This is a genomic window from Paenibacillus glucanolyticus, from assembly GCF_037333485.1.
Taxonomy (GTDB): domain Bacteria; phylum Bacillota; class Bacilli; order Paenibacillales; family Paenibacillaceae; genus Paenibacillus_AQ; species Paenibacillus_AQ glucanolyticus.
Genome location: NZ_CP147845.1, coordinates 4,053,324 through 4,079,835, shown reverse-complemented (window position 1 = coordinate 4,079,835; position 26,512 = coordinate 4,053,324). Strand labels below are relative to the sequence as shown.

Genomic DNA, 26,512 nt, shown 5'->3' with positions numbered 1-26,512 from the left:
AAAAAAAGGTTAATACGATATAATGGATAGTAAGCTTACGCAGATTGGCATTGACCATTACGTGGATGAACCATACATAGCATTATATCGTAAAGAGGTGTTAGGCATGACAACGAAAAAGGTGGCTTTGTTTGCAGCGATGGTACTTATGGCTGTTGCGCTTGCTGCATGCAGTGACAGCCAAGCGGAATACAGCGATGATGTGATGGCAGAGCCTATCATTGTAGAACTGACGTTGACGCCGGAGAGCATTCAGGCTGGTGAGAAGGTATTAATTCAAGCAAAGGTGACACAAGCAGGCAATCCGGTGGAAGATGCGAATGATGTGGAATTTGAAGTAACACTCGAAGGTGGAGGCGTACAGGCGAAGGTGCCGGTTAAGCACGATCAGGATGGGGTATACCAAATGGAAAAAACCTTCCCCGATGCCGGAACGTATCGTATCGTTTCGCACGTCACTGCAAGAGGACAGCACTCGATGCCGTTGAAGGAACTCACGGTAACGGAGTAATGGAGTAATGCAACACAATAAAATAAGGCAGTGCAGGATCCGTGAATCGGATGGTTGCGCTGCCTTATTTTATTTTCCTATTCAATCAACCATTGCAGTTTTATTGGAACTGGGGATCCGCTACCGGTGTAGCTACCCATCCGTTCTCTTCAATGAAGAGACGAACTGCGATGATCTGTTTGTTCTCCATCAATGTGAAGAAGTGAGGCGTGTTTTCCGGAACGGAAATGACATCGCCGGGCTCAAGCTCAACATTAAAGTATCCTACATCGTCAGAACCTTTAATAATGAAGATCCCTTTACCGCCGACAATCGCACGGATTTCGTCTTCCGAGTGCGTGTGAACCTCTTCGAATTTCTTCAACAGGTCCTCTATATTGGGCGTTGACTCGGAAAGTGTGATGACATCCCAAATTTTGTAGCCGCGTCTTGCAGCCAGGTCGCGAATCTCTACATCAAAGATGTCCAAAATGCGCTTCTTATCGTCATCACTAAGCTTGAAATTTTCTTGAAGCGCTGCCGGGAGTTTTTCCATATTCCAGTGCTCGTAAACAACCTCTTGGTTATTCAGGAATTCCCGAACATTTTCTTCCCCGGTAATACGTTCGTTCGTATTGCGAATTACAATCTCTGCCATAGCTCTAACCCTCTTTCTCCCGTTGGATTAATATGTATTATAGCCCCCCTCACCGCGTTTGTCATCTGCAAATGTTGATTTGCCCGAGTAACAACGCATATTTCAGCTTTTCTATTGAAAAATATTCTGATACACTAAGATTTAACGTTTTCCGGGGAGGTTTATGAGTTGAACAAGCCTAGCTTACAAGAAGTACTTAAGGAACGAATATTAATTCTTGATGGTGCCATGGGCACCATGATACAGCAAGAGGACCTCTCGGCAGAAGATTTTGGCGGCCCGGAGCTGGACGGTTGTAATGAAATGCTGGTCATTCATCGGCCGGATGTCATTCAGAAAATACATGAACAATACCTTGAAGCAGGTGCAGACCTGATTGAAACGAATACATTTGGCTCAACCTCCGTTGTCCTTGCTGAATATGATGTTCCGGAGCTTGCCAGGGAACTCAACCTGAAAGCAGCGCATTTGGCGCGTGCTGCGGTTGAAAAATATTCTACCCCGGACAGTCCTCGCTATGTGGTGGGGGCAATGGGGCCGACAACCAAGACGCTCTCCGTCACCGGCGGTGTGACTTTTGCCGAGTTGATTGAGAGTTACGAGGAGCAGGCCGTGGCTTTGATTGAAGGAGGGGTTGATGCGCTGCTGCTCGAAACTTCACAGGATACGTTGAACGTTAAAGCGGGGAGCATTGGCATTCGCCAGGCGTTTGAGAAGACGGGTGTTACCCTTCCTATTATGATTTCCGGTACCATCGAACCGATGGGAACCACGCTTGCCGGTCAGAATATTGAAGCGTTCTACATTTCATTGGAACATTTAAATCCGGTATCCATCGGGCTTAACTGCGCTACAGGCCCGGAATTCATGCGCGACCATATCCGGTCTTTGTCTGAAATGTCAAGAAGTGCGATCAGTTGTTATCCTAACGCTGGTCTGCCTGACGAGAACGGTCAGTATCATGAATCCCCTGAGTCGTTGGCCCAGAAGATGGGTGCTTTTGCAGAAAAGGGATGGCTCAATATTGCCGGCGGTTGCTGCGGGACAACTCCTGATCATATTCGTGCGCTAAAGAATACGATGGACACCTTCCTGCCACGTCCGCTGGATGGTACGCATTTACCGGCATTGTCCGGCATCGAGCCTGTCTATATTGAGCAAGAAAACCGCCCATATATGGTGGGTGAACGTACGAATGTACTGGGTTCGCGCAAGTTTAAGCGTCTAATTGTTGAAGGCAAATACGAAGAGGCATCCGAGATTGCCCGTGCACAAGTGAAGAACGGTGCTCATATTATTGACGTTTGTGTGCAGGACCCTGATCGTGAAGAAAGTGAAGACATGGTCAAATTCCTGGAGCTCGTGGTGAAAAAGGTTAAGGTACCACTGATGGTGGATACAACCGATCCGGCTGTCATTGACTTAGCCCTACAATACTCGCAAGGCAAAGCGATAATTAACTCCATTAACCTTGAAGATGGCGAGGAGAAATTTGAGCAAGTGATTCCCTTGGTACACAAATACGGTGCTGCGGTCGTAGTGGGCACCATTGATGAGAGCGGCCAGGCGATCCATCGTGACGACAAGCTGAAGGTAGCTCAGCGCTCTTATGATCTGCTCGTGAACAAGTATGGTGTTTCACCGGAAGATATTATTTTTGACACACTGGTATTCCCTGTAGGTACTGGAGACGAGCAGTACATCGGATCCGCCAAGGAAACCATTGAAGGCATTCGTATTATAAAAGAAGCGATGCCGAAAGTGCATACGATTCTTGGAATCAGCAACGTTTCCTTCGGATTGCCGGAAGCAGGACGCGAAGTGCTGAATTCCGTGTATCTGTACGAATGCACCAAGGCGGGCCTGGATTATGCGATTGTGAACACAGAGAAGCTGGAACGGTATGCCTCCATTCCGGAAGAGGAGCGCCGGTTGGCGGAGGAGCTGATCTACCGCACCAATGATGAGACATTGGCAGCCTTTGTGGCGGCATTCCGCAACAAGAAGGTCGAGAAGAAGGTTCAAGTCTCGAATTTGACACTTGAGGAACGCCTTGCCTCCTATGTAGTGGAAGGGTCTAAGGAAGGACTTATTCCGGACTTGGATGAAGCATTAACCAAATACGGAGCCCTTGAGATTATTAACGGCCCATTGATGAATGGAATGAGCGAGGTTGGCCGCTTGTTCAACAACAATGAGTTAATCGTGGCAGAAGTGCTCCAGAGCGCAGAAGTAATGAAAGCCTCCGTGGCGTATTTGGAATCTTTTATGGAGAAAAACGAGTCATCGGTCAAAGGTAAAATCATGCTCGCCACCGTCAAGGGAGATGTGCATGATATCGGCAAAAACCTGGTGGAGATCATTCTGTCCAACAATGGTTATCGAATCATTAATTTGGGTATAAAAGTACCACCGGAGCAAATTATCGAGGCCTACCGGCGTGAACAGCCTGATGCAATCGGTTTGTCCGGTTTGCTGGTCAAATCAGCCCAGCAGATGGTATCAACGGCCCAGGATTTGAAGAATGCCGGGATCAGCGTTCCGATTATGGTAGGCGGAGCTGCCCTGACACGAAAATTCACCAAAACGCGCATTCGTCCGGAGTACGATGGGATGGTGCTCTATGCCAAGGATGCGATGGATGGTCTTGCTTTGGCAAACCAGCTTAGCGATCCGGTGCAGCGGACAAGAATGGTTGAAGATATCAAGGCAGAGCAAGAAGCGGAAGCTGCGGCTCCTCAAGTGGTGAAAGTGATGCCTAAGCTGTCAGAGGGCTTGCGATCCAAAATATCGACAGATGTCCCGGTGTATATACCGCCGGATATGGAGCGGCATGTGCTCCGGAATTATCCGATCTCGCATATCCTGCCTTATATCAACATGCAGATGCTGTTAGGACATCATCTGGGACTTAAAGGATCCGTGGAACAGCTGTTAAAAGCAAATGATCCGAAGGCAGTATCCCTTAAGGAAACCGTTGACGGTATCCTGGAGGAGGCCGTTCAATCGGGCATCATTCAGGCGCATGCCATGTACCGTTTCTTCCCGGCGCAGTCGAGAGGCAACGATATCATCATATATGATCCGAATGACACAACCAAAGAACTGCATACGTTTACGTTTCCGAGACAGCAGGTTGAGCCATACCTATGTCTGGCGGATTTCTTGAAATCCGTAGATAGCGGCGTGATGGATTACGTCGGATTTCTCGTTGTTACAGCAGGACACGGCGTAGGAAAACTGTCCGGGGAATGGAAGGACAAGGGAGATTATCTCCGCTCCCATGCGCTTCAATCCGTTGCCCTGGAAACGGCAGAAGGACTGGCGGAGCGGATTCATCACATGATGCGGGATACTTGGGGATATCCGGATCCGGCAGACATGACCATGAAGCAGCGCTTGGGTGCCAGGTATCAAGGCATTCGCGTCTCCTTTGGTTATCCGGCTTGCCCGGACCTGGAAGATCAGGAGCCGTTGTTTAAGCTGCTGCAGCCAGAGGATATCGGCGTTCAACTCACCGAAGGATTCATGATGGAGCCTGAGGCGTCGGTATCGGCGATGGTGTTCAGCCATCCTGAGGCACATTATTTTAACGTGGATAAAGCTTAACCTGTTGAATACCGGCATAGCCGGGTTGAAATCCTCCGAATGTTTCGGGGGATTTCTCCGGTTTACAACCGAAAGGGGAGAAGAGGGATGGAACTCTATTTTTTAGGAACGAACGCGGGGGTTCCGACGCTACAGCGTAACGTGACCTCGATTGCACTGCGTTTGCTGGAGGAGCGCAGAAGTCTGTGGCTTTTTGATTGTGGAGAAGGCACACAGCATCAAATATTGAAATCCCCGCTCAAGCTGTCCAAGCTTGAGAAGGTATTCATTACCCATATGCATGGTGATCACATCTTCGGCCTGCCGGGACTGCTTTCGAGCCGCGGTGCCCAAGGCGTGACTTTACCGCTTGCGATTTACGGTCCCCCGGGGATTAAATCGTTCATTGAGACCACATTAAACATCAGCCAATCCCGTGTTCCTTACACGATGGAGATCATGGAGCATACGGGCGGTGTGTTGTTTGAGGACGATAGCTTCCGGGTGGAAGCGGCAAAGCTGGATCATCGAGCGGAGAGCTACGGTTACCGCATAGAGGAGAAAGACCTTCCCGGCAGTCTGGATCTGAAGCGGCTGGAGGCTTACGGGCTCAAGCCGGGACCGTTATACGGGAAGCTGAAAAGAGGAGAGAGCGTGGATCTCGGCGGCGGCAGGTGGATACATGCTTCGGACGTGCTTCTAACTCCGAAAAAAGGCAGAGTGGTTACGATTCTCGGGGATACGCGCCCATGCCCGGGGGTGGAGAGCCTGTCGAAGGGAGCCGATCTTCTCGTTCATGAAGCTACCTTTATGGATGACTTGACGGAGCTCGCTCACGAATATTATCACAGTACAGCTAAGCAGGCAGCAGAGGCAGCAGAACGAGCCGGAGTAAAGACGCTGTTCCTGACCCACTTTAGTTCCCGCTATAAAGATATCGAGCATCTGCAGCCACTGCTTAAGGAAGCGCAGCAGATTTTTGAGAATACACGGCTGGCTGAAGATTTCGGATTGTACCCCATCCAGAGAAGATCGTAAAAATGGAGCAGCTGCCCGGCTTACAGGGAAATGTGAAGTGAATTATTTTCCGGGAAAGCGCAGGAAATGACAAACCGATATATATTCGCTGATGGTTGGACAGCCTTCGATTTCTTTCGACTCGGCAGCACCAGGATGAGGCGCCCGGCATGAACCTTGCAACCGGATGTGGGCTTCTTTACAATAATACTACTGGGGTATTTATGTTTGATACATATTCATGATGATGGATGCCGATAACGGATTGGCGAGAATACACTTTTACTTCAGCCGATGAATCATTTAGGGTATGAAGGAAAGAAATAAAGAAGGTGCTATAACATGATGGAAAAACCCAAAGGATTGCTGATAGACCTCGATGGAACACTGTATCACGGCCGCAACCGAATTGAGGGAGCGGATCTTCTCATTGAGCGATTGAAGGAGCTGCAGATTCCGTACCTGTACGTAACCAACAACTCCTCGAGAACACCGGAGCAGGTGGCAGCGCATTTGATGGAAATGGGGATACCTGCTTCGCCAAACGAAGTGTGCACCTCTTCCCTTGCAGCGGCCCGATATATTGCCGAGGAATCGCCGGGAGCCAGAGTTGCGATGCTCGGGGAAGAGGGACTGAGGGAAGCGCTGTTGTCTGCAGGCCTCACGATCGTGGAGGACTCCCCTGAATATGTCATTCAAGGAATTGACCGTGCGTTTCATTACGATAAACTGACCCGTGCTGTCCGCTGGATTCAGGAGGGGGCGGTGTCTGTATTGACCAATCCCGATCTGCTTCTCCCGTCGGATACCGGCTTAATGCCTGGTGCAGGTTCGCTTGGGGCCGCCATTGAAGCTGCTTCCGGAGTTAAGCCGACCGTGATTGGCAAGCCTTCCTCGATTCTGATGAAGTTTGCCTCGGACCGTCTTGGACTGGCACCGGAAGAAACTTATGTGATCGGGGATAATATCCGTACGGATATCGCAGCGGGTGCACATGCCGGATGCAAGACGGTGCTCGTTATGACGGGTATAACGACAGATCTCAACATGGAGGCACATATCGAGGCAACGGGTGTTACGCCAGACTATATATGCCGCGATTTGAGTGAAGTGGTCAAACTGCTGTGTTCGTAAAAAGCGAAGCGTACATAAACTTTTGTGATCGACGAAGGGAAGATGAATCATGCCGGAACTGCCGGAAATGGAGAACTACCGAAGACTGTTATCTCAGAGCATTGTCAATGTACCCATCACAAATGTTGTCGTGAACCGTGAGAAATCACTAAACGTGCCTGTTGATGAGTTTACTTCCGTATTAAAAGGAAGCAAGGTCATTTTTGTGGAACGGAGAGGGAAGCACCTCGTATTTCATCTCCACAACGGAGGCCGGCTGCTGCTTCACTTGATGCTGGGAGGCATTCTGTATTTAGGGCGTATCGATGAAGAGCGTCCTCCCCGTTCTACTCAAGTCGAGATCACGTTTGGTGATCAGGTGTTGTATTTTATCGGTCTGCGCCTGGGTTATTTGCATTTTCTTACGGCAAAAGAAGCCGATGATGCGCTAAAAGAGCTTGGACCTGAGCTGCTGGACCGACGCATGACCAAAGCGCGCTTTGTCCAATTGATCGGAAAGCGGCGTGGCGCATTAAAAACTACGCTGGTCAATCAACAGGTTGTCGCTGGAATCGGTAACTGTTACGCAGATGAGATCGCATTTGATGCCAGAATTCATCCATTGACCAAAATCCAGGATTTGTCGGAGCAGTCTTTGGAGCAGCTGTATGACAGCACCGTTAAGGTAATGAATGAAGCGACTGATGGCGGAGGTTACATGGAGATGCCGTTTCAGGAAGGGGACCAGCTGACAGGAGCCTATAACGACGAATGCAAGGTGTATGATCGCGAAGGAGAGCCTTGCGTTCGCTGCGGTACCGCTATTGCGAAGGCGGAGCATACCTCGCGCAAAGTTTTCTTTTGTCCCCATTGCCAGCATGAAGCCTAAGATCAGGATCGGAAGCCACGTCAGCACCCGGGGCGGATTTCTTGCAGCAGCCCAGCGTGCAGCCGGGATCGGTTCACTGGCCTATCAATATTTCCCGAAAAATCCGCGCAGTCTCCATTTGAAGACGCCGGACATTCGGAATGCTGCCGCATGCGCCAGGTTCTGCCAGGAGCAAGGGATTGTTTCGATTGCGCACACGCCTTATCCGACGAATATGGCGGTAGGGTTGACCCGCGGCGAAGAATTCTACGGGTTGACCGTGGAATCACTCAAGAATGACCTTATAATTGCAGAGGCTTGCGGCTCGCTTGGCATCGTTGTTCATTTTGGGCATCACAAGAGTCAGGATGTGCTGGAAGGCTATCAGAATATTATTCGTTGTTTGAACGATGTGTTATCATCTTGGAAGGGCAAGGCCAAGCTGCTGATCGAGAATCAGGCGGGCGACCATGGATCGATGGGCATGACCCTTGAGGAGAGTGTAAAGGTTAGACAGCTGGCTGATTATCCGGAAAAAATAGGTTTTTGTCTCGATACCTGCCACTTGTTTGCGGCAGGAGGATGGGATATATCCAACACAGGCGAGCTCCTTGCCAGAGGCAAGTCGCTTGGTTACTGGGATTCCCTGGTAGCAGTCCACTTAAACGACTCGAAATATGGAGCCGGTTCGAGAAAAGATCGTCATGCACGTGTCGGGCAAGGTATGATAGGTACAGAAGCGCTGAAGCATTTGGCTCTGGCACAGGAGCTCACGGGCAAGGCATTTGTCCTGGAAAGTGAAAAAGGGGCTGACGGCACACATCGGGAAGACATCGCCAAGGTGCTGTCCTGGTCCTGATTAAGGGAGAGAGTAGTATGATTCATCTGTATTTAGACGACTGGCGTCCTAATCCGAAAGGATTTGCGCTGGCTCGAAACGGGGAAGAATGTCTGTTGATGCTCCGCGAATGCGAAGTGGATGTGCTGTCACTTGATTTTGAGTTGGGGCATGATCAAATGAACGGCGGCGATGTAGTTGCTGCTATGATTGCCGAGAAGCTGCAGGCCAAGGAAATATATCTTCACACCTCAAGTCCATCAGGCAGAAGAAAAATGTATGAACTGCTCTATGCACATATGCCCGAAGGCGTGCAGGTTCATAATGGACCGATGCCGGAATCCGTAATGCGGGAAGTCGCGCAGGGTACAAGATGATCGAGGTTACTCAGCGGGAACTGGTGGAGAGGCTCGAATGGCAAGAGCGTATGGCGAAACGGGATATGGAAGCTGATCCTGTCATCGTATTTTTGCATACGCCATTATGCGGTACATGTGCCGCTGCGCGTAAAATGATCGAAATTGTGGAGCATGTGGTTCCGGATATGAAGCTCCTTGAAGCAGACGTGAATTTTCTTCCGGGCATTGTGGAACGGTATCAAATTCGCAGTGTTCCTGCTCTCTTGGCTGTCCAATCAAGTGCTGGCGCCGTACCGGCTGTGCTGTACCGGATGGGCTCCGTGCAGGATATTGCAAGTTTTGTCAGGAGTGTGAAGCCATGATCTCGTTGCAGCATATATCGCTTGTCCGAGGGGACCGTCATATTCTGGATAATGTCAGCATGGAGATGAGACCGGGAGAAAACTGGGTTATTTTGGGCCGGAATGGTTCAGGCAAGACCACGCTGCTGGAAATGATGATGGGGTATATGTTCCCTTCCAGTGGACGAGTTGAAGTTCTCGGCCATGTATATGGACAATGTGACGTTCGAGATGTCCGCAAATCCATAGGCTATATTAGTCAATCGCTGCTGGAAAAGCTTTCTCTGAGCGACCCGGTATGGGAAGTAGTCGCCACAGGCGCTTATGCACTTTTTGCGGTTCTATCAGGACATTCCGGAGGAAGCACGGAGTAGAGCCTACACTCTGCTGAATGAGATGAATGTTGGTCATTTGGCAGAGCAGCCTCTCGGAACCTTATCCCAGGGCGAACGAAAAAAAGTAATGCTGGCGCGTTCCCTTATGGCTGATCCGAGGATTCTGATTATGGATGAACCGTGTGCCGGCCTTGATTTGTACGAAAGGGAGAAGATGCTGCTGGAGATTGATTCTCTGAAGCAGCGTAAGATAGCGGTTGTGTACGTTACGCATCATATCGAGGAGATTGTCCCTTTGTTTACTCATGTGGCGCTTATCAAGGACGGACGCTTAACGGCCTCGGGTAGGAAAGAAGAAGTATTAAAACCTGAACTTATCAAACAAACTTATGATATTGACGCTCAGCTGGAATGGAATGGCGGACGTCCCTGGATCAAAGTTATTTCTGGAGGTTAATCCGTTTGGATGAATTAAATGTTATGCAGGGTCTTGAAGAAGAGGATCGGAAAAGTCAGGATTTGCACTGTAAATGGGTGTGCACAGCAAATCATGGATTTGCACCCTATGCCCAGGAAGAGCTGCGCCGGATGTTTGGCAGCCTGAAGAGCACGATGTTGATACCGGGTGAGGTGTTTGTAACAACACTCGGCAGGTCGGAAGAGGAGGCCAAGGGACTGATAATGTCCAAGCCCCCTATTTTTCTACGGCATCTGTTTCCCGTACATCTCGAAATAACGGCGGAAACCGTTGATGAAGCTTTACATGCGGTCGAAGCGTATATACTGAAGCGGGAAGAGATCAGCGGCAGCCGAGTATCCATCCAGATCCGAAAGACGGAGAACAGCTTGTGGACGGAAAACCCGGCAGCGCTCCGGGATGAACTTCAGCATCGTTTGACTCCGCTCCAACTCGAATACACGGTGCAGGCGCCGGAGTGGATCATATCATTGTTCGCAGCGGACGGCTTATGGTATGTCGGCGTGTCGCGGCCAGAGGAGAACCTGTCGGATTGGAACGGAGGCGCAGTCCGTTTTCAACGTGAAGAGGGTCAAATCTCAAGGGCGAAGTTCAAGCTGCTTGAGGCTGAGAAGCAGTTCGGAATCCCATTTGATTCGTTCCGCAAGGCCCTTGATATCGGTGCTGCGCCTGGAGGATGGACTTCCTTTTTGCTGGAGCGCGGCCTGCAGGTTACAGCGGTGGATCCCGCCAAAATGCATCCATCGCTTCACGGACACAAGAACCTGAGGGTCATCCACAAGAACGCGGCCGATGTGTCGTTTAAGGAGCATGAATTCGATCTGCTGGTCTGCGATATGAGCTGGAGTCCGAAACAAACGGCGAAGATGGTGACAGGGCTCCTGTACAGTCTTCAGGCGGGCGGCACGGCAGTCATTACAGTCAAGCTGTTGACCAAGAAACCGATGGCGCTTGTGAAAGAGATCATGGCGGTTTTTGAAGAGGCGAGAATGCAGGTTCAGGGAGCGAAGCAGCTGTTTCATAATCGGGACGAGATTACGCTATATATGATTAAGTATTAAAAAAGTCTTTACAAGTGAATGAATCGTGTTTTATAATGATTCCAAAATTAACCAACAACAACTACAGGGAAAGCATCCCGCTATTCATCACGATTTAGTGATGTGGCGGAGTGTTTTCCCTTTTTGTTGTGCTTATAAGACAGGGGAGAGGGCGTAATCATGAAACAGCAGCCTTGCAGATTGCTGCATGGGGAAGTGCTAGGCGAACGTTATGTTATAGATCGTATTATCGGCGAAGGCGGTATGAGCTGCGTATATCTGACGGAGGATTTGAAGCTGCCCGGCAAGAAATGGGCGGTGAAGGAGAGTATGTCTGAGCCCGGTATGCAGCGCGCTGTTCAGGATGAGGCGCAGCTGCTGATTAAACTCAGTCATCCGCGCTTGCCGCGAATCGTTGATTTTTTCCATGTTCAGGATACCGGCTACACCTATTTGGTGATGGATTACATTCAGGGCATGACATTGGAGAAGTACTTTCGGGGATACCGCGGAAACGTGAATCCGGAATTTATCATGGAACTGACAGAGCAATTGCTGGACGTGCTGGAGTATCTCCATGGTCATGAGCCTCAGGTCATATTCCGGGACTTAAAGCCATCGAACATCATGCTGACCGATCAGCTGGAGGTTCGACTCATCGATTTTGGCATCGCGAGAAGTTACAAGCAGGAGAGCGGCGAGGATACGGTCAAGCTTGGAACGGTCGGATTTGCAGCACCGGAGCAGTATGGGGGAAGGCAAAGCGATGCGCGATCGGATCTGTATGGGTTAGGCGCGCTGCTGCTATATCTCTCAACCAGTGGCAAGTTCAGTGAATGGATCACAGGCGTGGAGCGTCATATTCGTGGTGACTTGCCAAGAGAACTGGTGCCTGTTATCCGTAAACTGCTGCAATATGCACCCGAGCATCGATATCAATCCACGATGGAAGTGCGTTCTGCACTCAGCAGGCAGCAGTCGATTCCCGTGAATAGTTCGGGGGTTCAGTCCGGTACGGTTGCCGGGACGCTGGTGGCTGCTGTGCTAGGTGCATCGTCAGGTGTAGGAACTACACATAGCTGTATTGCGTTTGGACATTTCCTGGCTTCGCGATATGGAAAAGTGGCGATTGTGGAAATGAGCGCGAAATCCACCGCATTCAGCCGGATTCAGGAAATCGCGGAAGGCGGAAAGCTTGGGTCCATTCGAAAGTTTGAAATCAATGGAATTCACTTTTGGCGCCAAACGGCCAGAACGGAGGTCATCTCGCTGCTGGGTGGCAGTTATGATGCGGTTGTCCTCGATTTGGGGTCCTATCGTGACAGCGAACGGTTGGAGGAATTCCTTCGGGCCGATCTGCCGATCGTGATCGGTTCAGGAGCGGAGTGGCGGCAGCATGATGTGGTGACGCTAGCCCGGATGCTGTCCAGACATCCTCAGCCTGGACGGATTTATGCACTGCCGCTCGCGGGGGAAGAAACGATTCAGGAGATGAGGAAAGCGCTTGGAACGAGCAAAGTTCATGCATTGCCTCTGCAATCGGATCCATTTGAGATACCGAATAGCAGCCAACAGACATTTGCCCAAGTATTTCAGGACTATCTGCCTTCGACAGAACGGAAGCGAAGATTCAGGTTTCGAAAGTATTAACCGCATTTGATATGAAGGAGATGAAGCAATGCCGATTATCAGGCGGCGGAGCCGCAAGCTGATATTTGCCGGACTTGCCGGCGCAGCCGTGACAGGTGCCCTGTGTGCCGGCACCATGATTTACTATCTGAACGGCTATAAGGAACAGCAGGGTGAAGAGCGAATGAAATACGAGCTGCGGATCACGGAGCTGGAAGAGACGCAGCTTCAGCAGTTGAACTCGATGCAGGTTGCATGGGTTCCAGTAAGAGATATTCCTCCTGGACATTTCATTGAGGCAAAGGATATTAAGGAAGTTCGGCTGCCGTATGAAGGGGCTTCTAACAATCTTCTTTCGGTCAAGGAGGAGATCGCCGGGAAGGGGGTAAAGATCGAACTGCTGCAAGGAACACCTATCACGCGCACGATGCTGTTTGAAGAGGAGCCTACTCCGTCAGATCTGCGTCATCGGGAGATGAAATCCGTATATTTGCCAAGTAATTTGAGACAGGGGGACGTTGTGGATGTCCGGGTTCAATTCCCGACAGGACAGGATTACATTATTTTGTCCAAGAAGAAGATTGACAGGTTTCAAAATCCGGCATTCTGGACGACGTTAAGTGAACAGGAGATTCTTCTGCTCTCCAGTGCTTTGGTTGACGCTTACCTTCATGGTGCAACACTGTATGCACTTACTTATGTTGAACCGGAGCTGCAGGATAAGGCGATTCCCAACTATCCGCCGAATGAGGAAGTATCCAGCCTGATTGCAAGCAATCCGAACATAGTGAAGAAAGCGGAAAAGCATCTGGAGATTTCGCTTCGGAGCACGCTGGAAGAGGATTTAAGCAAACTTAATTCGAATCAGCAGGTTCAGGCTTCTGATGTGCACTATAGTTCCACGTTTGGAGGCAGTGCCAGAAGTCCGGACTCTTGGAGCCCGGCATCCACTAACAGCACTCCAGCGACACCTCCTGCTAATAGCAGTTCGGCTGATAACCAATCTGACGAACAGGGGGATACCCCGCTACGCGGTGAGATGGATCTTGAAGCTGAGCAGATTCTGGGAACACAGGGAACAGCGGATCCAAAGCCCACAACAGAAGTGGGAACACCTGATGCGGATTTGATATTCTCAAGTCCCTGAGCGGGAACATATTGATCTTGAATAACAGATAGGCGAATGAAGGAGTGTTAGCAATTGAAGACTTGGATATTTACGGGCATCTGTGATAAGAGCGACTTGCTTTTGTATATGTGCAAAATATTAGCGTTCGGAGATAACAGGGTGTTGCTAGTGGATGGTGCGCTTGATGCGAAGTACAAACATTGCATAGGCGTGATGCATCCTAAACTGCCGATCATTGAGTTTGCCGGGTTTGATGTGGCAACCGGATTTCAGAATTACTCTTCACTGAGGAAATATTTGGAAGGAAGAGATGAGAAGACGTATGACTACGTCATTATGGATGTAGAGAAATCGCAATTTTTGGATAAGAATCAATGGGATGAAGCCGATGCCTATGTTTGGGTCAGCGGATTCGAGGTAACAGGACTGAGAAAGAGCTCAGCTTTGCTGGATGAGCTAAGAGCTGCAAGAATAGATGATCCATTACCACCGTTCCATCGGGTATACGTTCAGGTGATCGAAGATTTAACAGATGAAGCTTACATCGAAGGTTATCTGGAAGAAAGTCGGATCGAGTGGCTGGGTCCACCCGTGAAAATGCCGTGGGACGAACTGTTTTTCGCCCTGAAAATTAAGAATGAGCATGCGGGTAGACTGGGCATTAAGCCATTGTCCAGGCAGTATAAGCGATCCCTTACTGAACTTATCCGCAGATTGTCGGAGATGGAACAGCGGCATATCCGCCGGGCGTTAAGGCAAGCAGGAAGGAGGCATGCATGAGTCTGATTGCTGTGTGGAGTCCGTTGAGGGGCGGCAGTGGCAGTACCATGCTGGCCACAAGCCTGCCCATCGTGCTGGCGTTCGAGTATCAGGTCAAAGTGCTGCTGGCACATGGCGGATACCATGGAGAACGAGTGGAACAAGCATTTACACATCGAAAGGAAACACTGGATTATATTACGGCTTTCCAGGACAGCGGCATGGATGCCTTGGAAAGGCTTGATGCAAGTGGGAGATTGAGTCCAGAGAATGTACGCAATTATACCCTGCCACTTTTGTCAGACCGACTGGATCTGCTGTGTGGGCCGCGGCATATGCCTGAGCATGAATTCGAATCGGCCAAGCATGCGGAGGATGGGAATCAGGCCACCCTAATGAACAGAGTCATGGAATCCTCCAAGCGAAGTTATGATGTCACGATAGCCGATGCAGGGAATGGAGCACCTGGGGCCTCAGACCGAGCAATATTACTAGGTGCTGACCTGATCGTAGTGGCTTTGAACCAAAATTTGCATGCGCTTGAGCGAGAACTTGTACAGGAACGATTGCCCTCTGAGCTTACGGACAAGCACCGGCTGTATGTAATCGGCAAATATGATCGGGAGAGCAATTGCACTCTGCAAAATATCAAGCGTCGCTTTGGCATTAAAAACGTGGTGCTCGGTGTTCCGTATTGTTCCGGCATGACGGATGCATGGAATATGCGTTCGATTTTGCCCTATATGCAGCGCAGCCGGGGAGGTGCTGACCTTAGACGGATGAATCCTCTTTATAACGCCGTGCATCATGTAGCCGACGCTGCTGCCGAGCAGTTGGGTCTGCCTGCCGGTGCTTCGAAAGCGGGGGGCTTGCATGCTTTCGGGTAGCTCTTTGAATATGGTTTGGATCGTAATCTTGATTTTGTTTGCGCTGTTGTTTGTATACCTTCGCTATTTGGACACAAAGAAAACAGCCGCTGACATGACAAGGGGAACGGACCCGTATTCACTCGGGTCCATGACAGAGTTTGTTAAGGATACCCTGCATCAACTGACGCATAGTCAACTGTCCGATTTAGGACTCCATGAAGTAGAGTATCGAAGAAGATTGAACAAGCGAAGTGAATTGAGACGCGCTCTCAAAGGCTGCGTATCAGGTGATGTACTGGACAAGGCATATGTAAAGGATTTCTTGAAACAGCTGCTTGTCAGCCATTTGGGTTTGAATGAGTCCAATATTAATGCTGCAATTTCGTTCGAGAATCAGCTGGACCTGACAGCCCAGGATCAATTCGAAATCGTCTTATACCTATATAAACAGAGACATGGTGAGGATGCCTTGTCTGTACTGGTCGAAACATATGATCTTGCCAGACCGCGGGTGATCCCCGGTTATGGAGAGGGCGGCGTATATGCGGTTACGGCGGATGACATGGCTTATATTTATGAGTCCGAGCAGCGCCCGCTCTTGTTTCAGGAGAAGCTGGATATCGTGGTTCAACGCATTTATCAGCAGTACAAAGGCTTTTCTGTTGTGGATGAAATCAGAGATCAGCGTATTGACGGGGTTAGCGGTGGAGTTAGCGGGATAACTGTCGACCGTGACAGCGGACAGGAGATCTTTCGTTCTCACGATGATTTTTTGGGAATTGGGGCACAGCACGCCGGATTACCTTCAACGGGCTGTGAAAGTGTGTGGATTTTTTACCGGGGGATATCGATGCATCTGGCCTTCCTTTCGTTTGGGTCGATGCTGGAACTGAAGAGGGTATGTCAGAACATATACAAATACAATCATCCCGGACAGCTTTCCGAAGCCAGCGGTTACAAGGTAAATGAGATGAAGGATGGTTCACGGGTCGTCGTGGTTAGACCTCCGTTTGCAGAATCCTGGGCATTTTTTGTTCGCAAATTCGATCTGCCTAAGGTTTCGCTTGATCAGTTGATTACGGGCAGCGGTGCGGAACTGCCGATTGGATTGTTGAAATATTTGATGAGGGGCAGTCGGATTACGGCTATCACCGGTGCACAAGGGTCGGGAAAAACAACGCTGCTTATGGCGATGGTGGGCCACATATATGCGTCCTATACGCTTCGGGTTCAGGAAATGGCCTTTGAGCTGCATTTGAGGAAGATCTACAGCCGAAGGAACATCCTCAGCTTCAGGGAAACGGAACACATAAGCGGGCAGGCAGGCCTGGATCTTCAGAAGAAAACGGACGGTACGGTCAATATTCTTGGCGAGGTAGCTAGTGACGAGGTAGCTTCATGGATGATTCAGATGTCCCAAGTGGCCAGTTTGTTCACGGTATTTACCCATCATGCCAAGACATTCAAGGATCTGGTTCAATCGCTGCGCAATTCCCTGCTCAAGAGTGGAGTATTCAGACAGGAGCACATTGCCGAGCAGCAGGTAATCAGTGTCATCAACTTTGATGTTCATCTTAGAAGAGATGCGAATGGCAACCGTTACATAGAGCGCATTACAGAATGTATCCCGATAGAGAAGGGGACATTCCCAGACATCAATATAAACTCGGATAGTGGCAGCTTGAAGAAACGTTTGGAGGAATATTTCAAGCTGAGTGCAGAGCATATACGGAGATTGAATGAAGAAGGTCATTTCATATCCCGCAATGTGATTGAGTACCGGGATGGAGTTTATATAGCTGCTGCCAAGCTATCCGAGCGCAGTATCCTCGAAATGACGGAGCAGATGCAGCCGGAAGATGCGGAAGAATTCAAAGCATTTCTGACTGCAGGTTGGGGGGGAGAAGGTGACCTCTAAAGATGTGCTGATCCTGGTTTTCATTATATCTCTGCTGCTATTTGCGATCACCATGGGTATCGTGTTATGGCTATCCAGAAGACGAGTTTTTCATAGAGGAAGCGTCGGAAGGGCAGAGATGGGAGAAAACAAGCCACTGCGTGAGATGTACCGACAGTGGTTTCAATTGGCCTATATGTACGGGGTGAAAATCCCCTTGGTCCGATCTTATCTCAAACGGATCAGGCAGAGAATCGCGATCATTCATCCTTACGATGAAATCGCGCTTCGGTTTGAGACGATGAAACTTGCCTTCGCTATAACAGGCACCCTCACGCTAACAGCGTTACTGCTTATATGGAGCCAACCGGACTTCGGATTTATGGTCATTGTCATTCTTGCGGCTGCGGTTATTAACAATATGCTTGTTGAGATGTTCATCAATCGCCTGGAGCGAAGAGTGCTCGTTCAATCGGTTGAATTATTCTCTCTAGTCCGTCATCACTATCAGCAGCATGGCATGGTGGAGGAAGCGCTGTACGAGGGTGCTGAAACCTCCGGACACGAAATATCAATTCATGCACATCGAATTTACAATGCCTTGGTATCCAATGATCCCGACGAAGAGTTGGAACGTTATTATGAGGTGGCACCTAATCGTTATCTTAAGGCTTTTGCGGGCATTTCCCACCTTGTTATGGAGTTTGGCGATCACGCCAGAAAGCAAGGCTCCATCTACCTGCATGGATTAAGCGGATTGAAAAAGGAAATCCAATTGGAAATATTGAGAAGAGACAAGCTCGATTATTTGATGAAGGGCTTGAATGTTATCGCATTGGCACCTGTTTTCTTTACGAAACCGATCGAACGCTGGGCAAGAAGCAGTTTTCCTTCAATGGATGAGTTTTATATGAGCAAGCTTGGTTTTATTACCAAGATTTCGATTTATGTCATTATTCTAATCTCGTACGTCCTGCTGCAGAAGCTTCAGCAGAATCGAGAAACGGATTACCGTGCAGGGGTAGAGAAAAAAGTCACTTGGGAAGAGAGACTGTATCGTATTTCTTTCGTTCGTAGGCTTGTGGATATGATGGCACCGAGCCCTGGTACGTTGAACTATGACAGACAACTCCGACTATTAAAGGAAAGCAATGCAAGAATCAAATTCGAATGGTTATATGTCAGAAGGTTAACGTTCTTTTTCTTGGCTTTTTTCCTTTCGTTATCTGTGGCAATGGGTCTGCATGTCCAGGCTAAACATCAATTGTTGTATGTTCCCGCAGCGTTGAACAATTCACTGTTCGGTCAGATGAGTGAGATCGAACGACGGCAGGCAGAAGAGACTGTGGAACAGGATCGGCTGTTGATGGAGCAATTGCAAATGTCTCCGAATGTCACCCACGATCAGGTTAAGCACATGGTAAGCGAAACGGATCAGATGGGACTGACTATGGAGCAGCTTGATATCATAACTGATCGAATCATGATAAAGCTGCAGCGATATGATGGCGAATATCTAAAATGGTGGGAGCTGCTGTTGTCCTTTTTGACAGGGATGGCAGCATACGGAGCCCCTCTATGGCTGCTGTATTTTCACCGGAAAGTGCGCAATATGGAAATGCGGCATGAAGTATATCAGTTCCAGACGGTCATATCTATATTGCGGGGGATGGAACGAATCTCGGTTGAGGGCATATTGGAATGGCTTAATCGATTCGCCGTCATATTTAAGATCCCGATCCAAAAAAGCCTGCTGCATTATGAGCATGGAGCCCAATTGGCTTTGCTGGAGCTGAAGGAAGATGTTTGGTTCCCTGACTTTCAACGATTGGTAGACAAATTGCTGCTTGCGGTAGATAAAGTACCGATCAAGGACGTATTCGATGATCTGGATGGCGAGATGATCTTCAGCTTCGAGCAGCGCAAACAGGAATATGAGGCGATGATTGATACGAAGGCGGCATGGGCGCGATTGATCGGTTTTACCCCTATGTATGCTCTGATCTTTATGTATCTGGTCATTCCCTTAATTGGTATGAGTTTTTCCCAGATGGAAACGTATTATGAGCAAATCCAGCGTTTGTAGATGCTGCCGCGAGTGTAGTGTAGTGTCGTCATGATTCGTAGACTCAAATAATAAATGAGAAAAAGAGGGAGATTTCAATGAATAATGCATCATCAGCTCTGAAGGTGGCCGCGGGAATATTTTTGACAATTGCTCTGATCACCATTGTTGTTATTTTGTTTATTTCGGCACAGGAAGCTACCAAAACCGCACAGAACAATTTCTCGGATATTCAAACAGAGCTGTCCCAGGCAGCTTTCACCGTTTATGACGGTACAACGATCAGCGGATCTCAGGTTACGAATGCACTTCGCAAGTACAAGGATAAGGATCAGTTCGGGGTTTTCATAGCAACCGGAAAAAACAAAGCAGGGCAATGGTACGGTAATGTTTTGGAGACGGACGGATCTATCCTGAATCCGGATTCGAGGCAAGGGAATATCAATCTCGTAATGGATGAGAAGAGCACGGAGTATGTCAACCCAAGCGGAAAATTCAGGGCGACTATTGTTAAGGATAATTCCAATGTGATCAGGGGCATCAAGTTTGATCAATAGTTATTTTTGGAAGGTGACGCGTCGTGCGTGAACAAACGATAAATATGCTTGAATTGGCAGCTGGGGTGACATTGTTTATAGGTGCCTGTATGTATGCCGTTAATATGCAGACCTTCCTCGACCAAGGCATAAGCGCCGCGGGCAGGATGACGCAGGAGCAGCATGCCGGAGTGACAACAGTGGAGATGATGAACGAGGATAGAAATCTGACCTATAAGGGAAGCGAAGTATTGTTTACTCTTCGTGAGGTTCAGACGAATGTTTACGATATGTCCGTGGACGGAATACGATTCAGCTCAGGCAGTAATCCAGAAGAGCTGGATCTGTCGATTATCGATATGAGCGCTCGTTATGGCGTGCAATATCTTCGCGGAACCAATGGAGAAGTGGATAGCATCCAGTTTGTTAAAGTGAGGTAGCAACAATGTCAAACTCGGTTTCGAAATGGTTTGCGGCTTTTCTGGCACTTCTTCTGCTCTATTTAGTTCCCGCGGGCGAGATGGCCAGAAGGCAGGATGACCTGTCACGGCTCGTTGTCTATCAATCCGTTACCAAGTTCGTAGACAGCGTTCGTACGAAGGGATATATTACCCCTATCATGTACAATGATTTCCTGCAAGAGCTGGCAGCCACCGGGAACATGTACAGCGTGGAGATGGAGCATCACCATAAGAAATACCATCCCGAATATGGCGATCCTTCAGATCCGGACACATTCCTGAACCGCTACTCCGTTGTATACGATGCCTATTATCAGGACGATGTAATGCGATATCTGTTTCCGGATTCGCATGTTGCCAAGGAAGATGACAGCCGTAGATACCGCCTAACGGCCGGCGATCACTTCCAGGTAAGCGTTCGGAGCTTGAATCGTACACCCGGATTGTTGATATTCGATGCATTGACAGGATCAAATTCAGGCGGGAAGGCAGCTATCGCTTTTCCTTACGGAGGTTTGGTTCTTAATGAAGATTACGAGTGACTTGTTCTGCTATAACCGGTTTATAAAGGGAAAGGCGGAGACTTAATGAATTAAGTCTAACTCTGTGACCGAGGATTGGAATGAGGGGACCAGGTTTCCTGAAACAATCCCATTAATCTCCTGCGTGCGTAACACGGGCAGCGTGTTGGGTTCGAAGCACAGGTAAAGTCGGCAGAAAGAAGGCTAGAGCCACTTATCTAAGAAGGTATGCCAACTGATATGCCGGATGGCTGAAAAGTTAGCTATGGTGAGAATGATCTTAGGATCTGACGAACCTCCGAATGTACGGGTCTATATTCATAACATATGGAAACATATGTCCTGACCAATGATCAGGGTGGATGGCGTAAAGTACGATTGTGATCTAGGAAATACGCTATATCGAACTAAGGCGATATCCAGTCCACAGGCTCAAAGGAGGCACCTAAGGCTCAGCACAAATAGCTAGGTCTCAGGGAACAAGGAAAGCAAGGAACGTCGTAATAGCGGACTGCCATCCCAGACGTCTACTATAAGGCAGAACACATGCCGAAGTGTACTAATCCTTGTGAGAGTAGAGGCACGACCGATGAAATACCTGTAATGGGTGTGGAGGAACAGCCTCAAGTCTTTTTAAATTAATATCAATTTTCCAAAAAGTGAATTGCACCGATCAGGTAGGAACGTGGGAAATCTCCTGAAAGAGGTGAGGCCACAGTGCAAACTCTACGTTACTGGGACTACTACGACATGACGAGTACCTTTACTGACCTATATGAGAACGCTCAAAAAAGGATAGCTTTTAACAATCTTTACGACCTAATAATAACAAAACAAAATATCCTTTTGGCATACCGCACCATAAAGTCAAATAAAGGCTCGGTTACACCCGGAACAGATGGCAAAACGATTGATAACCTAAAGACACTAACTGATGAAGAAATGGTACTCCTAATAAGGAGAAGGCTACTGAATTATCAACCAAAGAAAGTCAGACGAGTCCATATCCCCAAGCCTAACGGGAAAAAAAGGCCGCTGGGTATTCCCTGTATAACCGATAGAATCATTCAGCAATGCTTCAAACAAGTCATTGAACCCATTGCTGAAGCTTATTTCTACAAACATAGTTACGGCTTCAGACCAGTGCGGTCAGCACATAATGCCCTTGCCAGAGTGCAACATTTAATTAATATGGCGAACCTCCACTATGTTGTAGACGTAGACATACAAGGGTTTTTCGATAATGTTAATCACACATTACTCTTAAAACAGCTATGGAACATGGGAATAAGGGATAAAAGAGTACTGAGAATCATCAGCAAAATGCTAAAAGCTGAGATTGAAGGAGAAGGTACCCCATTAAAGGGCACTCCACAGGGTGGAATTTTATCACCACTATTATCCAATATCGTACTAAACGACTTGGACCAATGGGTAGCTGGGCAATGGGTAAACTTTGAAACACAATATGCGTATGCGGGGAACTTTCACAGAATTAGAGCACTCAAGAAAACCAACCTCAAAGAAGGTTACATTGTTCGATACGCAGATGATTTCAAAATACTCTGCCGCGATTGGAAGACAGCCCATAGGTGGTACCATGCAGTCAGACTCTATCTCAAGGATCGTCTTAAACTTGACATCTCACCCGAAAAATCACAAATCGTGAACCTTAGAAAACGAAAATCTGATTTCCTAGGGTTCACTATATGGGCTGAGAAAAAAGGAAAAAAGAGAGTAGCATACACGGGCATAAACAACAAAAAGAAAGAACAGCTCAAGAAGGAAGCAAAAGATCGAATCAAAACAATACACAAATCGCCCACTGCACAAAATGCACTCTTGTTCAATAGCTTTGTACTTGGAATCCACAGGTACTTCTCACGAGCAACACATGTTAGTGTTGAGTTCGCACGACTTGCCTATGATCTGAAAGCATTCACTTACAATCGTCTAAAAGCAATCGGGAAATATCAACATCCAGATATTCCACCACCAACCTACAAAAAGTTCTACAAGAATAACTACAGAACTTTTAAAGTTGCAGGAGTATTCCTATTCCCTTTAAGAGATGTGAAAACGATGAACAACTTATGTTTTCAACAAGATCTAAACCCATTCACATCTGAAGGTAGAACACTACTTCATAAGAAATTAAATCCGGACATAAATTCTGAGATTATTAAACTCATGAAGTCCAACATCCCGGATCGGAGCATCGAATATCTGGATAACAGGTTGAGTAGATACAGTATGAAGGCGGGGAAATGCGAAATTTCAGGCGTCTTCCTTACCGCTGATGAAATACATTGTCATCACCTTCAACCCCTTCACCTTGGAGGAACGGACATGTACAAAAATCTACGAATCCTACACAAAGATATCCATAAAATAATTCATGCATCAATACCGGAGACGATTGTTAAACTCATGTCTACCATTGAAATTTCTGAATCCATAATTCAGAAGATCAACCAGTACCGTAAAATGAGTAACTTGGAACCTATTGATATAAAAATCTAAAAAGATGGAGCGCCGTGTGCGATGAAAGTCGCACGCACGGTGCGGAGAAGGGGAAAAGGCGGTGATCGTATCAAACCCTTACCTATTTCTATTGATCTTGCCATCCTATTTACTGCGATCTTTTTCCCATTGTTTCTTATTGTGGGTATGCGGTCTGAAAGCCTGGAGGATGTCCGGTATGTGGAAATGAAATACACGGCAGCTCTGCGCACAGCTGTACAAGATGGCGGAATGATGCTGAATGATAACGAAACACAGGCGAAGGAGTCGGCCTATGATTCCTTAAAATTTATGCGGGCCGATAAAGAGAAGGCGCTGGATTCCTTCGCCCGGACATTATATGTCAATATGGGGATTGCGGAAGATACAGCTGCACAGGCTGCACTCTGGTGGTACATTCCAGCGATGGTTGTCCTCGATTATGACGGGTATTATCTGTATGTTTCGCAGACCTATTCGAGTGAACATGGCGAAGAGATCATGCAGCATAGATGGACACCGAAAATCCCTTACGCTTGGACCGATGATACCGGAAACAGCATCCGATTTACCTTGGATTCTTTTGTTCATGTATTTGAGTCCGGGCCTAATCGCTGGCAGTCTGGGTTTCGGAAGGACTTGATCGGTGAAACCGGTGTAGCGTTGCTGGATGATAAGGATATGTTTGAGCAAGTTCGTCGGATTACCATTATGAACACGATTCAAGATCAACTTGCTTATTACATCCAAAGACATAATCAGATCGCTCTGCGGAATGGTATATCGTATACATTCACGCTTCCTTTGATATCCCGGGAGGATTGGGTGAACACGATTGACGATATCGGTATTATGGCGTTTATCCAAGGCATTCCCGTAGGCGATCAGTACTACAATAATTATGCGCTTGGGGGTGGGAGACTGGTTAAAGCCCCCGTCTATTTCGGGGGTATAGATAGCAGAGGGCTGAAATACTATTATCGAGATGCCTGTCAATACAATTATCGTGTAGAAGAAGTGTTTCCCAATGCCAAGGAAGCAGCCGCTGCTGGATATCAAGAGAAAAGCTGCTATAATCCCGGTGTTCTGTAATCCCTGAAAGTTATAGTTTCGGCTGGACTCATGGATGTGATACAATAAACTCTTGACTGTGTACAATCCACTAAATTAACATTAAATAAGTTCATTTTATACAGACAGGAGTTACTATAGCCATGAGTTTATTGACTGTAGAGAACGTATCACACAATTTCGGGGATCGTACTCTATTTAAAAATGTATCCTTTCGTTTGCTCGCCGGAGAACATGTTGGTCTGGTTGGAGCAAATGGTGTAGGCAAATCAACACTAATGAATATTTTGACTGGCCAGCTGTTAAAAGATAGCGGCAAGGTAGAGTGGACACCGAAAGTTCGTTATGGATATCTGGATCAGCACACCAAGCTGACACCTGGGAAAACCGTTCGCGATGTGCTGAAGGATGCTTTCTTGCCCCTGCTGCAGCTGGAAACAGAAATGATGGAAATCACCAATAAAATGAGTGATGCCTCTCCAGAGGAGCTTGAGCTTTTGCTTGAGCAAATGGGTGAGATTCAGGAGCAGCTGGACATCGGTGATTTTTATATGCTGGATGTTAAGGTTGAAGAGATGGCGAACGGACTTGGGTTATCCGTGATTGGCCTCGACCGGGATGTTGCTACACTGAGTGGGGGGCAGCGTACGAAGGTATTGCTTGCCAAGCTTCTATTGGAAAAGCCCAACGTATTGTTATTGGACGAGCCTACCAACTATTTGGATGTAGAGCATATCGACTGGCTCACCCAATATCTGAAGCAGTACCCTTATGCGTTCATGTTGATTTCCCATGATACCGAATTTATGAACCAGGTGGTCGATGTGATCTATCATCTGGAATTTGCGAAATTAACTCGCTATACAGCTAACTATGAGAAGTTTCTGGAAATGGCCGATATCAATAAGAACCAGCATATCGATGCCTACGAGAAACAGCAGGAGTTTATCAAGAAGCAGGAAGATTTCATTCAGCGGAATAAAGCCCGCTATTCCACTTCCGGTCGTGCAAAGAGTCGGGAGAAGCAGTTGGATCGCATAGAGCGGATCGACCGCCCAGAGGAAGCGGCTAAACCTGTGTTTAATTTTAAGGAATCCCGTGCCAGCGGCAAAACGGTGTTTGAGGGCGTGGACTTTGAAATTGGATACGACAGACCTTTGCTTCCCAAAATGAGCATAACCATTGAACGCGGAGAGAAAATTGCGATCGTCGGCTGTAATGGCGTAGGTAAATCGACGCTGCTCAAGACGATATTAGGAAAAATCCCAGCACTCTCCGGCAAGACATATCAAGGCGATTTCCTGGTGCCTGCTTATTTCGAGCAGGAAGTTCGTGCGGGCAATATTACGCCGATTGATGATGTATGGAACGAATTCTCACACTTGAACCAGCATGAGGTTCGTGCTGCGCTCGCCCGGTGCGGGCTTAAGAATGAGCACATTACCCGCCCATTGAAGGCACTCAGCGGTGGTGAACAAGCGAAGGTTCGCCTGTGCAAACTCCTGATGCGTGAGAGCAACTGGATTTTGTTTGATGAACCGACAAACCATCTTGATGTTGTAGCTAAAGAGGAACTGAAGCGTGCATTGAAGGAATACAAAGGCACTATCCTGCTGGTTTCTCACGAGCCTGAATTTTATGAGGACTGGGTGACCAAGATCTGGAACGTAGAGGATTGGTCTACTCAGAATTCTTAAGAGCAGCAGGATGTATCATTCATCAAATTGCACTGAATAAGGGGTTACCTATAGAAGGACGAGCTGACTGCAGCTCGTCCTTCTTGGTATCGGTGGCAACCTCTGTGCCTTGTCAGGGTTCTAAAGTGTTCTTAATCCATGTACATTTGTGATATGCTAAAATGATGACGTAGCCGGGAGGGTAGGTTTACCAAGTGCCCAAATCCGTGCCCGTCAGCTCCGTATATTGGTTGACGCATACGGTGTAGAAC

At 48.0% G+C, this 26,512-nt stretch carries 22 protein-coding genes and 1 pseudogene; 22 read left to right on the top strand and 1 reads right to left on the bottom strand.

All coding sequences use genetic code 11. The features are described 5' to 3' along the window. Window positions 1-106 precede the first annotated feature (106 nt). Window positions 107-511 (top strand): FixH family protein, encoded by a 405-nt coding sequence (locus WDY75_RS19065; protein WP_063479793.1) that lies wholly within the window; start codon window positions 107-109, stop codon window positions 509-511. A 100-nt stretch (window positions 512-611) separates the two neighbouring features. On the opposite strand, the gene WDY75_RS19060 is transcribed toward WDY75_RS19065, so the two are convergent. Beyond that, the gene (locus WDY75_RS19060) at window positions 612-1,148 is read right to left on the bottom strand and encodes a cupin domain-containing protein (RefSeq protein ID WP_006209664.1); all 537 of its coding nucleotides are present in this window, start codon (window positions 1,146-1,148) and stop codon (window positions 612-614) included. Between the two features lie 168 nt (window positions 1,149-1,316). Here WDY75_RS19060 and metH point away from each other — a divergent pair, with 168 nt between their 5' ends. From metH to WDY75_RS18955, 21 genes and pseudogenes are all read left to right on the top strand, one after another. Beyond that, complete coding sequence (metH, locus tag WDY75_RS19055; RefSeq protein ID WP_063479254.1) at window positions 1,317-4,757, top strand: methionine synthase; 3,441 nt, start codon at window positions 1,317-1,319, stop codon at window positions 4,755-4,757. An 87-nt stretch (window positions 4,758-4,844) separates the two neighbouring features. Further along, window positions 4,845-5,774 (top strand): ribonuclease Z, encoded by a 930-nt coding sequence (gene rnz / locus WDY75_RS19050; protein ID WP_006209666.1) that lies wholly within the window; start codon window positions 4,845-4,847, stop codon window positions 5,772-5,774. 324 nt (window positions 5,775-6,098) lie between these two features. After that, complete coding sequence (locus WDY75_RS19045) at window positions 6,099-6,887, top strand: TIGR01457 family HAD-type hydrolase (RefSeq protein ID WP_063479794.1); 789 nt, start codon at window positions 6,099-6,101, stop codon at window positions 6,885-6,887. Window positions 6,888-6,936: 49 nt separating this feature from the next. Further along, complete coding sequence (locus tag WDY75_RS19040) at window positions 6,937-7,755, top strand: Fpg/Nei family DNA glycosylase (RefSeq protein WP_006209668.1); 819 nt, start codon at window positions 6,937-6,939, stop codon at window positions 7,753-7,755. Further along, complete coding sequence (locus WDY75_RS19035) at window positions 7,745-8,593, top strand: deoxyribonuclease IV (RefSeq protein WP_063479255.1); 849 nt, start codon at window positions 7,745-7,747, stop codon at window positions 8,591-8,593. The genes WDY75_RS19040 and WDY75_RS19035 overlap by 11 nt, the downstream gene beginning before the upstream one ends. A gap of 17 nt (window positions 8,594-8,610) precedes the next feature. Further along, on the top strand, window positions 8,611-8,949 hold the full coding sequence (locus tag WDY75_RS19030; RefSeq protein ID WP_006209670.1) for a cyclic-phosphate processing receiver domain-containing protein: 339 nt from the start codon (window positions 8,611-8,613) through the stop codon (window positions 8,947-8,949). Further along, window positions 8,946-9,293, top strand: a complete 348-nt coding sequence (locus tag WDY75_RS19025) for a thioredoxin family protein (protein WP_051449105.1) — start codon at window positions 8,946-8,948, stop codon at window positions 9,291-9,293. Before WDY75_RS19030 ends, WDY75_RS19025 begins: the two co-directional genes overlap by 4 nt. Further along, window positions 9,290-10,064, top strand: a pseudogene (locus WDY75_RS19020) (ABC transporter ATP-binding protein). The gene WDY75_RS19025 and the pseudogene WDY75_RS19020 overlap by 4 nt, the downstream one beginning before the upstream one ends. A 5-nt stretch (window positions 10,065-10,069) precedes the next feature. After that, entirely contained in the window at window positions 10,070-11,146 is a 1,077-nt protein-coding gene (locus tag WDY75_RS19015; RefSeq protein ID WP_006209675.1) for an SAM-dependent methyltransferase, read from the top strand. 159 nt (window positions 11,147-11,305) lie between these two features. Beyond that, window positions 11,306-12,775: a serine/threonine protein kinase gene (locus WDY75_RS19010; RefSeq protein ID WP_063479256.1), complete on the top strand. Its 1,470-nt coding sequence runs from the start codon at window positions 11,306-11,308 to the stop codon at window positions 12,773-12,775. A gap of 28 nt (window positions 12,776-12,803) precedes the next feature. Further along, the gene (locus WDY75_RS19005) at window positions 12,804-13,901 is read left to right on the top strand and encodes an SAF domain-containing protein (RefSeq protein ID WP_036637562.1); all 1,098 of its coding nucleotides are present in this window, start codon (window positions 12,804-12,806) and stop codon (window positions 13,899-13,901) included. Window positions 13,902-13,955: 54 nt separating this feature from the next. Then, window positions 13,956-14,663, top strand: a complete 708-nt coding sequence (locus tag WDY75_RS19000) for a hypothetical protein (RefSeq protein WP_036637564.1) — start codon at window positions 13,956-13,958, stop codon at window positions 14,661-14,663. Beyond that, window positions 14,660-15,529, top strand: coding sequence for a hypothetical protein (locus tag WDY75_RS18995; RefSeq protein ID WP_006209683.1), 870 nt, complete (start codon window positions 14,660-14,662; stop codon window positions 15,527-15,529). Before WDY75_RS19000 ends, WDY75_RS18995 begins: the two co-directional genes overlap by 4 nt. Further along, entirely contained in the window at window positions 15,516-17,429 is a 1,914-nt protein-coding gene (locus tag WDY75_RS18990; protein WP_063479257.1) for an ATPase, T2SS/T4P/T4SS family, read from the top strand. The genes WDY75_RS18995 and WDY75_RS18990 overlap by 14 nt, the downstream gene beginning before the upstream one ends. After that, window positions 17,419-19,494, top strand: coding sequence for a hypothetical protein (locus WDY75_RS18985; RefSeq protein ID WP_063479258.1), 2,076 nt, complete (start codon window positions 17,419-17,421; stop codon window positions 19,492-19,494). The genes WDY75_RS18990 and WDY75_RS18985 overlap by 11 nt, the downstream gene beginning before the upstream one ends. A 77-nt stretch (window positions 19,495-19,571) precedes the next feature. Beyond that, window positions 19,572-20,030, top strand: a complete 459-nt coding sequence (locus tag WDY75_RS18980) for a hypothetical protein (RefSeq protein ID WP_006209686.1) — start codon at window positions 19,572-19,574, stop codon at window positions 20,028-20,030. 23 nt (window positions 20,031-20,053) lie between these two features. After that, entirely contained in the window at window positions 20,054-20,449 is a 396-nt protein-coding gene (locus tag WDY75_RS18975; RefSeq protein WP_082834331.1) for a hypothetical protein, read from the top strand. Between the two features lie 5 nt (window positions 20,450-20,454). After that, a complete protein-coding gene (locus tag WDY75_RS18970) occupies window positions 20,455-21,012 on the top strand; it encodes a hypothetical protein (protein ID WP_006209688.1) in 558 nt (185 codons plus the stop codon). A 696-nt stretch (window positions 21,013-21,708) separates the two neighbouring features. Further along, window positions 21,709-23,514 (top strand): group II intron reverse transcriptase/maturase, encoded by a 1,806-nt coding sequence (gene ltrA, locus WDY75_RS18965; protein ID WP_006210078.1) that lies wholly within the window; start codon window positions 21,709-21,711, stop codon window positions 23,512-23,514. Between the two features lie 21 nt (window positions 23,515-23,535). Then, entirely contained in the window at window positions 23,536-24,585 is a 1,050-nt protein-coding gene (locus WDY75_RS18960; RefSeq protein ID WP_063479259.1) for a hypothetical protein, read from the top strand. Window positions 24,586-24,707: 122 nt separating this feature from the next. Further along, window positions 24,708-26,261, top strand: a complete 1,554-nt coding sequence (locus WDY75_RS18955; RefSeq protein WP_006209691.1) for an ABC-F family ATP-binding cassette domain-containing protein — start codon at window positions 24,708-24,710, stop codon at window positions 26,259-26,261. The last annotated feature ends 251 nt before the right edge of the window (window positions 26,262-26,512 follow it).

Excerpts from the sequence above, each read along its gene's own strand:
- WDY75_RS19010 (WP_063479256.1), top strand. The coding sequence starts at position 11,306 with ATGAAACAGCAGCCTTGCAGATTGCTGCATGGGGAAGTGCTAGGCGAA.
- WDY75_RS19005 (WP_036637562.1), top strand. The coding sequence starts at position 12,804 with ATGCCGATTATCAGGCGGCGGAGCCGCAAGCTGATATTTGCCGGACTT.
- WDY75_RS19045 (WP_063479794.1), top strand. The coding sequence starts at position 6,099 with ATGGAAAAACCCAAAGGATTGCTGATAGACCTCGATGGAACACTGTAT.
- WDY75_RS19025 (WP_051449105.1), top strand. The coding sequence starts at position 8,946 with ATGATCGAGGTTACTCAGCGGGAACTGGTGGAGAGGCTCGAATGGCAA.
- WDY75_RS19060 (WP_006209664.1), bottom strand. The coding sequence starts at position 1,148 with ATGGCAGAGATTGTAATTCGCAATACGAACGAACGTATTACCGGGGAA.
- WDY75_RS18980 (WP_006209686.1), top strand. The coding sequence starts at position 19,572 with ATGAATAATGCATCATCAGCTCTGAAGGTGGCCGCGGGAATATTTTTG.
- WDY75_RS19040 (WP_006209668.1), top strand. The coding sequence starts at position 6,937 with ATGCCGGAACTGCCGGAAATGGAGAACTACCGAAGACTGTTATCTCAG.
- WDY75_RS18955 (WP_006209691.1), top strand. The coding sequence starts at position 24,708 with ATGAGTTTATTGACTGTAGAGAACGTATCACACAATTTCGGGGATCGT.
- WDY75_RS19030 (WP_006209670.1), top strand. The coding sequence starts at position 8,611 with ATGATTCATCTGTATTTAGACGACTGGCGTCCTAATCCGAAAGGATTT.
- WDY75_RS18990 (WP_063479257.1), top strand. The coding sequence starts at position 15,516 with ATGCTTTCGGGTAGCTCTTTGAATATGGTTTGGATCGTAATCTTGATT.
- WDY75_RS18970 (WP_006209688.1), top strand. The coding sequence starts at position 20,455 with ATGTCAAACTCGGTTTCGAAATGGTTTGCGGCTTTTCTGGCACTTCTT.
- WDY75_RS19035 (WP_063479255.1), top strand. The coding sequence starts at position 7,745 with ATGAAGCCTAAGATCAGGATCGGAAGCCACGTCAGCACCCGGGGCGGA.
- WDY75_RS19065 (WP_063479793.1), top strand. The coding sequence starts at position 107 with ATGACAACGAAAAAGGTGGCTTTGTTTGCAGCGATGGTACTTATGGCT.
- WDY75_RS18960 (WP_063479259.1), top strand. The coding sequence starts at position 23,536 with ATGAAAGTCGCACGCACGGTGCGGAGAAGGGGAAAAGGCGGTGATCGT.
- rnz (WP_006209666.1), top strand. The coding sequence starts at position 4,845 with ATGGAACTCTATTTTTTAGGAACGAACGCGGGGGTTCCGACGCTACAG.
- WDY75_RS18995 (WP_006209683.1), top strand. The coding sequence starts at position 14,660 with ATGAGTCTGATTGCTGTGTGGAGTCCGTTGAGGGGCGGCAGTGGCAGT.